Source organism: Caballeronia sp. GAFFF2 (assembly GCF_023631485.1).
Classification (GTDB): Bacteria; Pseudomonadota; Gammaproteobacteria; order Burkholderiales; family Burkholderiaceae; genus Caballeronia.
The window spans coordinates 832,555-846,013 of sequence record NZ_JALQDA010000027.1; the positions used below are offsets into that span (position 1 = coordinate 832,555).

Here is a 13,459-nt window from a genome sequence, read left to right on the forward strand (position 1 = left end):
CCGCGCGGCGCTCAATGGCACGAATGCACATTGCGCCGCGCGGATTTTTTTGACGCTTGCGGCGACTATCGACGCGCTGCACAATCGATCCTCTTCCCCACGCGAGCCGCACCGATGACCTACTCGTCAAGCGCGACCGGCATCCTGCTGGCCGCAGGGCTCGGCACCCGCTTCGATCCTTCCGGCATTCACAACAAGCTGCTGGCGCCCTTGCCGAACGGCACGCCGGTCGTGTTTCAGTCGGCGCGCAGGCTGCTTTCGGTTGCTTCGAGTGTGATCGCGGTGGTTCGGCCGGGCGCGGAAAAGCTGGCGGAAGTGCTGAACGAAGCCGGCTGCAAGGTCATTTTCAGCATCGATGCCGAGCGCGGCATGGGCGCGACGCTCGCCGTGGCCGTACGCGCCACCGCCGACGCGGAAGGCTGGCTTGTCGCGCTCGGCGACATGCCGTGGATCGAGCCCGCGACCATCGAAGCTGTCGCGCGTCCGCTCGACGCAGGCGCGCGGCTCGTCGCGCCGTTTTATCGCGGCACGCGGGGACATCCGGTGGGGTTTGGCATCGAGTACGGTGCGGCGCTCGCCACGCTCGATGGCGACGCAGGCGCGCGCGGCATCTTTGCCATGGAAAAGCCGACGGTCATCGAAGTGAATGACCGGAACGTGCTGCGTGACGTGGACTTGCCTGGCGATTTATCGGACGGTTGACGCAGTCGCTTTGTTACGTGGAGTCATGCACAACGAGCGCGGGCATGGACATGCCTCGGCCGTCGTCGATATTTCTGCGGCAATCGCCGTTATGCTCTCCAATGCACCGCATCCGAACGACGGCGCTTGCCCCGCGCCGTCGACCTCGCAATAACGCCTACGCGGCGATCGCCGTCACATCCGCCGGGCCTGCCACGTCCGCGTTGGCATTGACGTTCGCGCTCAGATAACGCCGGCTCACTTCCACCAGCGTCGCGCCGAAGCCCTTCTTCGCCTTGAAATCGGTACGCGCGCTCGTCACCACGCGCGGCGCCGCGCTCCACTCGATGTGCGCGCCCGTTTCGATCAACGCTTCGACGAGCGCGACATCCTCGCTGGATTCGAGCGGCGGAAAACCGCCTGCCTGCAAATAAGCCCGTGCCGAGACGCCGAGATTCGCGCCGTGGATATGGCGATGCCCGTCCGCATCCGTATAAGTGCGGCCGAAGTGCTCCTGCACCGCGCCGAGATGCGGCGACCAGTCATGCACGCCGATCACGCCGCACACCGCATCCGCGCAGCAGTCGAGCTGGCGCGAAAGCCAGTCGTCGGCGACGGTCGTGTCGGCGTCGGTGAAGGCGAGCCAGCGCGCGCCGAGCGCAAGCGCCCGCTCCGCGCCATGCGCCCGCGCGATGCCGACATTGCGCGCGTCGATACTCGTGACGTGCGCGCCGAGTGCGGAGGCGATTTCGCCCGTCTCGTCGCTGCAACTGTCGAGCACGACTATCACGCGCACTTCTTCTCCCAGCAATTGATGATGGTCCGCCGCGCGCCGGGCGGCAGTCACGCACGCGCCGATATGCGCGGCTTCGTTATGAGCAGGGATGACTATGGCAAGCATGTCGACTCCGTTTTGATTTTGTGGTTCATCGGCAGTCAAAGCCGCGATTGTTTCGAGGTACAGCAATGGGTGTACCCATGCGCACGCGGCGAAAGTCGCAACCGCTCTTAAGGGCACGACCATCCCAAAAAAGTTGCCCCAAAAGCCGAAGCGCCGATAGAATTCACTGTATGGATATACAGTACTTTTCGTTCCTTCCGGCTTCCTCTCTGCGATGAAAAGCGTCGTCTTCGATCCGTCCTTCGCTGCCTGGCGCTCCGCCGCGCGCACGCTCCTCATGGAAGGCGCGCGGCCGGAAGACGTCGTATGGCTGGAATCGGATTCCTCGGCAACCGTGTTCGGCAGCATCGACGGACCGCCGCCCGGCCCCGAGAACCCCGACGCGCCCAAGCCCGTGAAGATCGCCCGCGAATTCCTCGCGATGCTGGCAACGGCCGCCTGCTATCGCACGCCGGCCCGCTGGATGTTTCTCTACAAGGTGTTGTGGCGCTGGACCCAGGGCGATCGCGCGGTCGTATCGCCGGACGATCCCGACGGGCAGCGCCTGCAACACATGATCGAAGCCGTGGAGGCCGAGGAAAACGAGATGCGTCGCGTGCTGCGCTTCAGGCATCGCGATTCGTCGCTCGGACCGCCCGAGTTCATCAGCTGGTGCGAGCCCGTGCACGACCTGTTGGAGCACGCCGCCATGCATTTCGCCACGCGCATGGGCAGCGCCACGTGGATGATCGCGACGCCGCACGGCGCGGCCTTTTGGGACGGCGCGCTGCTGCGGGTGGATCGCACGAGCGACCCGGAAGAAAAGCCAATGGATTTCGGCGATACCGCGATGAGCGGCGAGGCCGTGAGCGGAGACGCCATCGAAGCGCTGTGGCTCGCTTATTACGAAAGCACCTTTACGTCGGCGGTGGAAAATGCCGCCGAAGTGGCATCGCACATGCCGGTGCGCTACTGGAAGAGCCCGGAAAACCAGCGCGCCGATCCCACGCTGATCTCGCGCGCCGATCCTTATTCGCGGCGCGACCGGCATCCGCGCAACGTTCCCGCGGACATGGAAGTGGCCCTCAACACGGATCTGGAGCCGCTTCAGGGCACGTCGCTGAAGGAGCCGCCCTCGCTCGACGCGTGCAAGCGCTGTTCGCTCTGGCGCAACGCGACGCAGGCCGTGCCCGGAATCGGTCCGGCGAACGCGCGCGTTATGCTGGTCGGCGAGCAGCCTGGCGATAACGAAGACCGCGAAGGCAAGCCGTTCGTCGGTCCGGCGGGCAAGCTGCTGGACGAGGCCATCGGCGAGGCGCAACTCGCGCGCGAAACGCTTTATCTGACCAACGCGGTGAAGCACTTCAAATTCGACCCGCATGGCGATGAGCGGCAGCACGTTGCGCCCGGACAGCGCGAACGCGAGGCCTGCCGGTTCTGGCTGGAGGAGGAACTGACGCGGATCGCGCCGAAAGTGGTCGTGGCGCTTGGCGCCACCGCGCTCAAGGCGCTGACGGGGCATCGCACGGCGCTGTCCGAGTATCTCGGCAAGACCATCGAGCACAAGGGGCGCATCGTGGTGCCGACCTATCATCCGTCGTATTTGCTGCGGCTGACCGACGAAAAGATTCGCGGCGAAGTGTTCGGCACCATCGTCGAGGCGCTCGTGTTTGCGCGGCAGATCGCCGAAGGCACCGCGACCATCCGCACGCCGGTGAAGGATCGGACGCGCTAGCATCGGTGCAAGCCGCGTATCACAAACCCCAATTGCAACGAGAAGAAACAGGACGCAACAAGACGAAAGCGCCGTCAACCTTCCTGTAAGCCATGCGTTATACCCGTGTCGCGCCGCTCTTTGCCTGTTGGCGCTCACTCACGAATCGTTCCGACGACACATCCATGGCCGCTCTTCCCCTCGAAGCACTCCGCCAACAACAATCCATCACCGCGCTCGTGCCGAAATCGGCCGGGCAGTTGCAAACCGAGCGCGAGCGCGTCATTGCCCGCGCCGGCATGTTCCTGAACGCGACCATCGTGCTGGCGCTGCTGGGCTTGTTGGTCGTCGCGTGGCTGCCGTTTTCGTCGGTGCAGCAGGAATTCCGCTTTGGCGTGCAGGAAGTGATCGCGGTCGGCGTTTTTGCCTCGTGCCTCTTTCTGCTGCACGAGCGCGCCGAACTCATGCTCGGGCTTTACAGCTTCGAGCCGGTCGAACAAACCACGCAGGGCGAATTGCGCGCGCTTTTGCATCGCGTGCCGGAAGGCGCGCAGTATCAGCAAGCGCTCGCCGCCGACAACCGCACTTTCGTGACCGGCGAGGTGGACGACATTCGCCGCCGCGCCGAAGCCTTCATTCCGAAGACGCTACCGGCAGAAGACGGTAATCCGGAAACCTGACCGGAAGATAAGTCCGGCACCCGTGCCAGGACAAAAAGTGAACCGAAAAGCCGCCGCCTTGCCCATGCAGGGCGGCGGCTTTCTTTTCATTGAAAGCGCGCCGCTGTGCCTGTTTCTTGCTGAATGTGAAGCGAACGGACCATTCACGGGAGAGGCCAAGCATGAGCAAACTGCCGCATATCGAAAAGTACGATCACCCGGCGGGCGGCTGGGGATCGGTCAAGGCAGTTACCTCGGCACTCGTCAACGAACACGTCGCGCTCAACGGCGCGCGCATTCTTCTGCATCAAAACAAGCCGGACGGCTTTGCGTGCGTGAGCTGTTCGTGGGCGAAGCCGGCCGATCCGCATCTCTTTGAATTTTGCGAGAACGGCGCGCGGGCAACCGCGTGGGAATTGACGAAGAAACGGATCGATCAGGATTTTTTTGCGCATCACACGCTCGCGGGATTGACGGCGTGGACCGATTTCGAACTCGAATCGCAAGGCCGCCTGACCGAGCCAATGCGTTACGACGCCGCCACCGACCGTTACGTGCCGGTTCCGTGGCAACAGGCTTTCGACGAAATCGGCGCGATGCTGCGCGACGCCAGGCCGAAGCGCAGCGTCTTCTACACGTCGGGGCGCGCATCGCTCGAAACGTCGTACATGTTCCAGTTGTTCGCGCGGCTTTACGGCACGAACAATCTGCCGGACAGCTCGAACATGTGCCACGAGAGCACGTCGGTGGCGCTGCCGGAGACCATCGGCGCGCCGGTCGGCACCGTGACGCTCGACGACTTCGAGCACACCGACTGCTTTTTCTTCTTCGGGCACAACACCGGCACGAATGCGCCGCGCATGCTGCATCCCTTGCAGGAAGCGAGAAAGCGCGGCGCGCGCATCATCACCTTCAACCCGATCAAGGAACGCGGGCTCGTGAGCTTCGCGAATCCGCAGTCGCCGGTGGAAATGCTGTCGCCGATCCAGACCGCCATCAGCACGCAATATCTGCAACTGAAGATCGGCGGCGACATTGCCGCGGTCACGGGCTTGTGCAAGGCGCTGATCGAAGCGGACGACCTGGCGCAAGAAAACCAGACGCCGCGCGTGCTGGACGCCGCCTTTATCGCCGAACACACGCACGGTTTCGATACCTTCGCCGACGCGATGCGCGCCGCCGACTGGAGCGACATCGAAACGCAATCGGGCCTGACGCGCGCCGCGCTCGAAGCCGCCGCCACCGAATATGCGCGGGCCAAAGCCGTGATGATTCTCTACGGCATGGGCATCACGCAGCATCGCGAAGGCGTGCTCGCCGTGCAGATGCTGACGAATCTGATGCTGCTAGGCGGGAACATCGGCAAGCCGGGCGCGGGTATCTGCCCGATTCGCGGCCATTCCAACGTGCAGGGTCAGCGCACGGTCGGGATCACGGAGAAGCCGGCGCTCGTGCCGCTCGACAAGCTCGCGGAAATGTACGCGTTCGAGCCGCCGCGCGACGAAGGCATGTCCACCGTCGATGCCTGCGCGGCGCTGCGCGACGGCGAACTCGATGCATTCATCAGCCTCGGCGGCAATTTCGCGCGCGCGACGCCCGATCATCACGTGCTGGAACCGGCGTGGCAAAACGTGCCGCTGACGGTGCAAATTGCCACGCACCTGAACCGCAGCCATCTGCTGCACGGGCGTGCGGCATATCTGCTGCCTTGCATCGGGCGTATCGAGGTGGATCAGCAGGCGAGCGGCCCGCAGATCGTCACGGTCGAGGACAGCACCGCGTGCGTCCATGCGTCGAAGGGCTTCGCGGAACCCGCGAGCAAGACGTTGCTGTCGGAGCCCGCGATCGTCGCGGGACTGGCCAAGGCCACGCTGCAAGGACGTCGCGGCAAGGTCGACTGGGACGCCTGGACGGCCGATTATTCGCTGGTGCGCGAGGCGATCGAGAAGACTTATCCCGATCAGTTCAAGGAATTCAACGCGCGCATGTCGCAGCCGGGCGGGTTTCATCGGCCGATTCCGGCGGCCAAACGCGAGTGGAAGACGAAGAACGGCAAGGCGAATTTCATCACGCCGGAGGGCATGGGCGAAGATCCGGACATGTCTTTCGAAGGCGAGCGCACCTTGCGGCTCATGACCACGCGCGGCGACAGCCAGTTCAATACGACCGTGTACGGGCTTGACGATCGCTTTCGCGGCGTCTTCAATACCCGAGACGTGCTGTTAATGAACCGTGACGACATGGCGCGGCTGAACATCGCGGAAGATCAGACGATCACCGTGACGACGGTATCCAGCGATGACGTGACGCGCAGTATCGACGGATTGCGGGCCCATGCATTCGATATCCCGGCCGGCTGCGCGATGGGCTATTACCCGGAATGCAATCCGCTGATTCCGCTCGCGCACCACGCGAAACGCAGCAAGGTGCCTGCGGCGAAGGCAGTTCCGGTGCGCGTGCGCGCGACGTAAATCCCGGCGTGAGGCGCGGCCGGGCATGTCCCGTGCTCGCGCTTGGCCGACTTCACGATTTTTCCATCGAGGCCACGGCCTTGCAGGAGCGCAGATGCGAGCCAACCCGTTTTCTCCCCTGATCGACGACCTGGCGCCTTCGCTGATTGCGGACTCGCCTGCCGCTTCGCCGTTGTCCGACGCCCAATATGACGAACTCGTGGCGTTTCATGGCATCGAGCGCGAGCGTCTGGTGCTGATTCATCCAGGCAGCCACAAGGCGACGCCCGCGTGGTCCGCGCAGCAATACGCCGACGTTGCCGATCAGTTGACCGCCGACGGCTGGCAGATCGCGATCATCGGCGACGCGCCCGATCCGGAGCGCACGGCCGGCGTCCTGGGCGCGATGCAAACCGCCGCGCTCTTTCTGGCCGGCGCCGTGGCACCGCGCACGTTGCCGCGCCTGATCGCCGACGCCCGCCTGCTCCTTTCCGACGATGCCATTGCGCCTTCGCCCGCCGCCGCCGCACGTGCGCTCGGCACGCCGCATATCGTGCTCGACGAGCATCCGCGCGGCACGGACAGCGAGGCCATCATCGAACGGGCACGCGCCGAACTGTCGGATACGCGGCGCGCGCACCCCGGCACGCCCTTCACACTGCACATGCCGGTCGAACACGACGCGGCCTGACGCCATTCGGGAATTCCCATGAAATTCGATCTGCAAACCAGTCCCGTTCCCGATCCGATCGCCGATCCGAACCGCGATCCGGAAGCCGATCCGCTCACGCCGCCGTCGCCGGGGCATCGCCCGGACGAGCCGCAGCATCCCGATGCCCCTCCGGACAAGGACCCGATCCGGCGTTTCTGACACCGGGGAAACCCCCACCCTACATTTGCCGCGCCGTATGCCGTAAGAGGGGCATGCGGCGGCGCGCGCGTCGCCGCACCGTCTAGGACAACGTAAAAAGACTGCGGGGCGCACAAATGAATGGAATGACGTTGAACAAAAAGCTCGGCTCGATGATCGCCGTGCTTTGGATAGGTTTGATTGCGATCGGCATTATCGGAGCGTGGCAGAACCGCACGTCGATGATCGAGGATCGCAAGGAACAGTTGAAGACGCTGGTCGGCGAGGCACATGCCGTCGTCACGCACTTCGCGGCGCTCGCCGCCAACAAGACCCTCACCGAAGAAGAAGCCAAAAAGCGCGCGCTGGATGTCATCGGCGCGATCCGCTACGGCAAGGATGGCTATCTTTCCATCAACGATTCGAAGCCGAAAATGGTCATGCACCCGATCAAGCCCGCCATGAACGGGCAGGATCTTTCGGGATACACCGACCCGGCGGGCAATCACTTGTTCGTCGATATCGTCAAGGCGGGCGATCAGCCGGACGGCGGTTTCATCAGCTATCTGTGGTCGAAGCCAGGCAGCGACAAGCCCGTGGCGAAGCTCTCGTATGCGCAGCGTTTCGGCCAGTGGGACTGGTATGTCGTCACCGGCATGTATATGGACGACGTGCAGAGCGCGTTCTATGCAAGCGCACTGCGCTGGCTTGCCATCACGATGCTGCTCGGCGCCATCGCGACGGCCGCGATGCTCGTCGTTCTGCGCAGCATCAAGCGCAATCTGGGCGGCGAACTGGAACTCGCGGTGGATGCGGCGCATCGCATTGCGCGTGGCGATCTGACGGCCGCCGTGCCGGTGCGTGCCGGCGATACATCGAGCCTCCTGCACGCGCTTTCGGTGATGCAGCTCGGCCTTGTCGAGACGGTGTCGCGTGTGCGTAACGGCACGGAAAACATCAACGTGGGCGCGTCGGAAATCGCGGCGGGCAACACCGATCTGTCGCAGCGCACCGAGGAGCAAGCGGCCGCGCTGGTCGAGACCGCATCGAGCATGGACCAGATGACGGCCAACGTGAAGAACAACGCCGAGAGCGCCGCGCAGGCCGCGCGCCTTGCGGGTCAAGCCGCCGATGTCGCGACGCGCGGCAGCGGCGTGGTGGACGAAGTCATCAACACGATGACGCGTATCACGGCAAGCTCGCAACAGATTGGCGACATTATCGGCGTGATCGATGGCATTGCGTTCCAGACCAACATCCTGGCGTTGAACGCGGCGGTCGAAGCGGCGCGCGCGGGCGAACAAGGACGCGGCTTTGCGGTCGTGGCGGCGGAAGTGCGCAGCCTCGCGCAACGTTCGGCGACGGCGGCCAAGGAAATCAAGGCGCTGATCGAGACGTCGACGCATACGGTGCAGGAAGGCGCGTCGCTCGTGACGAACGCCGGTTCGACGATGGGCGAGATCGTGTCGTCGGTGCGTCGTGTGAACGAGATTCTCGATGAGATCAGCAATGCATCGCGCGAGCAAAGCGCGGGCATCGAGCAGGTGAATCGCGCAGTCGTCGAGATGGATCAGGTCACGCAGCAGAACGCGGCGCTAGTGGAAGAAGCAGCGGCTGCGGCGCATTCGTTGAAGGATCAGGTGGATGGGTTGCGGGAGGCAATCGGCAGTTTTCATTTGCCGGCTTGAGGAGTGGATCGGCGCAGATTGTCGAGGTATGGGTTGCGCTGCTTCTTGAATGGCTGAAGCAATCGCCGTCGCTTGCATAGTGACGGCGATCGCTCCAAGGCTGAATTATCGGCCGCTTACTCTTCTAAAACTGCTCCACGAACCGCGCCCGATAAGCCGTTCCGACCAGCAGATTCTCATCACCGAAATCGTGGTGCGGTTTCGGATCGTCGGCTGCTCATTGCTCCAAGAACCGCTCCACCAATCGCGCCCAATAAGCCGCCCCGACCGGCAGATTCCTGTCGTTGAAATCGTAGTGCGGGTTGTGAACCATGCAACCGTCCTCGCCCGCGCCGTTGCCGATGCGCAAAAACGTCCCCGGCCGCGCCTGCAGCATGAACGCGAAGTCCTCGCTGCCCATCAGCAAATCCGTGTGGTCGACCACGTGCTCGGCACCCACCAACTCGCGCGCCACCTGCGCCGCGAATTCCGTTTCGGCATCCGAATTGACGACCACCGGATAGCCTTCCAGATATTTGATCGTCGCCTTTGCGCCGTAGCTCGCCGCCTGCGCATCCACGAGTTCGCAGATACGGCGCTTGAGCAACTCACGCACCGGCTTGCTGAACGAGCGCACCGACAGTTCGAGCGTCGCGCGATTCGGAATCACGTTGTTGACCGTGCCCGCGTGCATCGAGCCGACCGTGACGACGGCCGGTTGCGCGGGATCGACATTGCGCGCGACGATAGTCTGCAAAGCCATCACGATGCTCGCCGTCACCACCACCGGATCGACGCTCAAATGCGGACGCGCCGCATGCCCGCCCACGCCTTCGATCTCGATCGACACCTGATCGCACGCCGCCATGAACGGCCCCTTGCGAAACAGGAACGTGCCGGGCGCGACGCCCGGATGGTTGTGCACGCCGAATACGGCATCGCAAGGAAAGCGCTCGAAGAGCCCCTCCGCGATCATGCGTTGCGCGCCGCTCGGCAAACCGTGCTCTTCCGCCGGCTGAAAATACAGATGCACCGTGCCATTGAAACGCCGCGTGCGCGCTAGATGCCGTGCCGCACCGAGCAGCATGGTCGTATGGCCGTCGTGGCCGCACGCGTGCATCTTGCCCGGCGACTCGCTCGCGTACGGCTTGCCGGTCTGCTCGTGAATCGGCAGCGCGTCCATGTCGGCGCGCAGGCCGATGCGCTTCGTGCCATCGCCCGCCGTCAGCGTACCGACGACACCCGTTCCGGCGATTCCCCGGCTCACTTCCCAGCCCCACTCTTCGAGCTTCTGCGCGACGAGCGCCGAGGTGCGCGTCTCCTCGAACGAGAGTTCGGGATGGCGGTGGATGTCGTGACGGATCTCGCGCAACGCGGGCGCATCGTCGGAAAGATCGGCGAGTTCGGTGAAGAGTCGGGTCATTTGCAGGAACCTTGGCTGAATCGAAACGGAAAACGGAAACACGAACGGCGCACATGATCCTCCAGTCGCGCGTCGCGTGCTACTTCCGCGCGATTTTTTGCCAATTTCGACCGCTAGGATCGCGGCGAACCAAGTGGAATTGGCTCCATTGGATGCATCGGAATGGCTCTGACCAGGAGAGCCAAATTTAACTATAGTCGGCTCTGAATCCGACTGATGCAACCGCGCGCCGCGCCCCAAGGAGAACTTCGCCGTGTCCAAGCTTCCTCAAACCTCGCCCGCCAACGTCACTCAGGCCACCAACGCGGATCTTCAGGCCCGCAAGAATGCCGCCACGCCGCGCGGCGTCGGCGTGATGTGCGACTTCTACGCGGCGCGCGCCGAGAACGCGGAACTCTGGGACGTCGAAGGCCGCCGCTTCATCGACTTCGCGGCGGGCATCGCGGTGTGCAACACGGGGCATCGGCATCCTAAGATCGTCGAGGCCATGCGCGCGCAACTCGACTGCTTCACACATACGGCCTATCAGATCGTGCCTTATGAATCTTACGTTTCGCTCGCGGAAAAAATTAGCGCCCGTGCGCCCGGTCAAGCGCCGAAGAAGACCGCGTTCTTCACGACCGGCGCGGAGGCCGTCGAAAACGCCGTGAAAATCGCGCGCGCGGCAACCGGGCGGCCCGGCGTGATCGCCTTCACGGGCGGCTTTCACGGCCGCACGATGATGGGCATGGCGCTCACCGGCAAGGTCGCGCCGTACAAGATCGGTTTCGGGCCGTTCCCCGCCGACGTCTATCACGCGCCGTTTCCCAACGCGCTGCACGGCGTATCGGTGGCGGACTCGCTGCGCGCCATCGAGCATCTGTTCAAGGCGGATATCGAAGCCAAGCGCGTCGCGGCGATCATCTTCGAACCCGTGCAAGGCGAAGGCGGCTTCAATCCGGCGCCCGCGGACTTCGTGCGCGGCCTGCGCCGGATCTGCGACGAGCACGGCATTCTGCTGATCGCCGACGAAGTGCAGACGGGATTCGCGCGCACCGGCAAACTCTTCGCGATGGAGCATTACGACGTGGTTCCCGATCTCATGACGATCGCGAAGAGTCTCGCGGGCGGCATGCCGCTATCGGGCGTCGTGGGCCGCGCGGACATCATGGATAGCGCGGCGCCAGGCGGTCTCGGCGGCACGTACGCGGGCAATCCGCTCGCGGTGGCGGCGGCGCACGCGGTGCTCGATATCATCGACGAAGAGCAACTCTGCGAACGCGCCAACACGCTCGGCGACAAGCTGAAAGCCAAGCTCGAATTGATTCGTCGGGACGTGCCGCAGATCGCCGATGTGCGCGGTCCGGGCGCCATGATCGCCGCCGAGTTCTGCAAGCCCGGCACGCACGAACCCGATGCCGATTTCGCCAGGCGCGTGCAGGCGCGCGCGCTGGAACGCGGTTTGTTACTGCTCGTGTGCGGCGTGTATGGCAACGTCGTGCGCTTCCTGTTTCCCCTCACTATCCAGGAGCCTGTATTCGACGAAGCCCTCGGCATTCTCGACGAAGTGTTGAGCGAAACCATCGCCGCCGCGGCTTGAGCACGGTTCGCCCCTTCGTCGTATGCTGAATGCAGAAATCTCAAGAAGGAATCGCAAGCAAATGAGCCTCAAAGACCAACTCAAGGACCCGGCACTGCTTCGTCACGCGTCGTATATCGCCGGTGAATGGCAGCAAGCCGATGACGGCGCCACCTTCGACGTGCTCGATCCGTCAAACGGCGAATCGCTCGGCGCCGTTCCGCAAATGGGCGCGAGCGAAACACGCCGCGCCATCGCGGCCGCCAACGCCGCGTGGCCCGAATGGCGCAAGAAAACCGCGAAGGAACGCGCGGTCATCATGCGCCGCTGGTACGACCTGATGATCGCCAACGCCGACGACCTTGCGCTCATCCTCACGACCGAACAAGGCAAACCGCTCGCCGAAGCGAAGGGCGAGATCGTCTACGCGGCGTCGTTCATCGAATGGTTCGCCGAAGAAGGCAAGCGCGTGGCGGGCGACACGCTCGCCACGCCCGCCGCGGACAAGCGCATTGTCGTGACGAAGGAACCAATCGGCGTGTGCGCGGCGATCACGCCGTGGAACTTCCCGGCAGCAATGATCACGCGCAAGGTCGGTCCGGCGCTGGCGGCGGGCTGTCCTATCGTCGTGAAGCCGGCCGAAGCCACGCCCTTCTCCGCGTTCGCGCTGGCCGTGCTAGCGGAGCGCGCGGGCGTGCCGAAGGGCGTGTTGAGCGTGCTGACCGGCGACCCGAAAGCCATCGGCGGCGAAATGACGGGCAACCCGACCGTGCGCAAGCTCTCGTTCACAGGCTCGACGGCGGTAGGCCGTCTCCTGATGGCGCAAAGCGCGCCCACGGTCAAGAAAGTCACGCTGGAACTCGGTGGCAACGCGCCCTTCCTCGTGTTCGAAGACGCCGATGTCGACGCGGCGGTGCAAGGCGCGATTGCATCGAAGTATCGCAATAGCGGTCAGACGTGCGTGTGCACGAATCGCTTCTATGTGCACGAGCGCGTCTACGACGAGTTCGCCGCGAAACTGGCGACGGCTGTAGGCGACCTGAAGGTTGGACGCGGCACGGATGACGGCGTGTTGCTCGGCCCGCTCATCAACGAAGCGGCGGTGAAGAAAGTGGAAGCGCATATCGAGGATGCGCTGGCCAAAGGCGCGACGCTGACGGCCGGCGGCAAGCGGCATGCGCTCGGCCACGGTTTTTTCCAGCCGACCGTGCTTACCGGCGTCACGCCGGCCATGCAAGTGGCAAAAGAAGAGACGTTCGGCCCGCTCGCGCCGATTTTCAAATTCTCTTCCGACGACGAAGCCATTCGCCTGGCCAACGACACCGAATTCGGACTCGCCGCATACTTCTACAGCCGCGACATTGCACGCGTGTGGCGCGTGGCGGAAGCGCTCGAATACGGCATGGTCGGAATCAACACCGGCCTGATCTCGAACGAAGTCGCGCCGTTCGGCGGCGTCAAGCAATCGGGACTGGGCCGTGAAGGCTCGCACTATGGTATCGACGATTACGTCGTCATCAAGTATCTGTGCCTGCAGGTCTGATTTAGCCGATGCACCGAGCGGAGGCCCCGCGCGT

At 64.0% G+C, this 13,459-nt stretch carries 11 protein-coding genes; 9 read left to right on the forward strand and 2 right to left on the reverse strand.

All coding sequences use genetic code 11. The features are described 5' to 3' along the window. The first annotated feature begins 114 nt into the window (after window positions 1-114). Complete coding sequence (locus NCT04_RS20165) at window positions 115-702, forward strand: nucleotidyltransferase family protein (RefSeq protein WP_250467399.1); 588 nt, start codon at window positions 115-117, stop codon at window positions 700-702. A gap of 157 nt (window positions 703-859) precedes the next feature. On the opposite strand, the gene NCT04_RS20170 is transcribed toward NCT04_RS20165, so the two are convergent. Continuing rightward, the gene (locus tag NCT04_RS20170) at window positions 860-1,582 is read right to left on the reverse strand and encodes a glycosyltransferase family 2 protein (protein WP_250467400.1); all 723 of its coding nucleotides are present in this window, start codon (window positions 1,580-1,582) and stop codon (window positions 860-862) included. A gap of 214 nt (window positions 1,583-1,796) precedes the next feature. Between NCT04_RS20170 and NCT04_RS20175 the strand changes: the two genes are divergently transcribed. The 6 genes from NCT04_RS20175 (at window position 1,797) to NCT04_RS20200 (ending at window position 8,922) form a co-directional block, all read left to right on the forward strand. Next, entirely contained in the window at window positions 1,797-3,296 is a 1,500-nt protein-coding gene (locus tag NCT04_RS20175) for a UdgX family uracil-DNA binding protein (RefSeq protein WP_250467401.1), read from the forward strand. Between the two features lie 164 nt (window positions 3,297-3,460). Further along, on the forward strand, window positions 3,461-3,955 hold the full coding sequence (locus NCT04_RS20180; RefSeq protein ID WP_250467402.1) for a hypothetical protein: 495 nt from the start codon (window positions 3,461-3,463) through the stop codon (window positions 3,953-3,955). 161 nt (window positions 3,956-4,116) lie between these two features. Continuing rightward, a complete protein-coding gene (locus NCT04_RS20185; protein ID WP_250467403.1) occupies window positions 4,117-6,405 on the forward strand; it encodes an FdhF/YdeP family oxidoreductase in 2,289 nt (762 codons plus the stop codon). 94 nt (window positions 6,406-6,499) lie between these two features. Then, the gene (locus NCT04_RS20190) at window positions 6,500-7,075 is read left to right on the forward strand and encodes a glycosyltransferase family 9 protein (protein WP_244829288.1); all 576 of its coding nucleotides are present in this window, start codon (window positions 6,500-6,502) and stop codon (window positions 7,073-7,075) included. Window positions 7,076-7,093: 18 nt separating this feature from the next. After that, a complete protein-coding gene (locus NCT04_RS20195) occupies window positions 7,094-7,255 on the forward strand; it encodes a hypothetical protein (RefSeq protein ID WP_244829287.1) in 162 nt (53 codons plus the stop codon). 125 nt (window positions 7,256-7,380) lie between these two features. Continuing rightward, a complete protein-coding gene (locus tag NCT04_RS20200; RefSeq protein WP_250467404.1) occupies window positions 7,381-8,922 on the forward strand; it encodes a methyl-accepting chemotaxis protein in 1,542 nt (513 codons plus the stop codon). A gap of 217 nt (window positions 8,923-9,139) precedes the next feature. Here the strand turns inward: NCT04_RS20200 and NCT04_RS20205 are convergent, their stop codons facing one another. Continuing rightward, window positions 9,140-10,324, reverse strand: a complete 1,185-nt coding sequence (locus tag NCT04_RS20205; protein ID WP_250467405.1) for a M20 aminoacylase family protein — start codon at window positions 10,322-10,324, stop codon at window positions 9,140-9,142. Window positions 10,325-10,577: 253 nt separating this feature from the next. Here NCT04_RS20205 and NCT04_RS20210 point away from each other — a divergent pair, with 253 nt between their 5' ends. Together NCT04_RS20210 and NCT04_RS20215 are read left to right on the forward strand one after the other, a co-directional pair. Next, window positions 10,578-11,903, forward strand: a complete 1,326-nt coding sequence (locus NCT04_RS20210; RefSeq protein ID WP_502800678.1) for a 4-aminobutyrate--2-oxoglutarate transaminase — start codon at window positions 10,578-10,580, stop codon at window positions 11,901-11,903. A gap of 61 nt (window positions 11,904-11,964) precedes the next feature. Then, a complete protein-coding gene (locus tag NCT04_RS20215; protein WP_250467406.1) occupies window positions 11,965-13,425 on the forward strand; it encodes an NAD-dependent succinate-semialdehyde dehydrogenase in 1,461 nt (486 codons plus the stop codon). Window positions 13,426-13,459 lie beyond the last annotated feature (34 nt).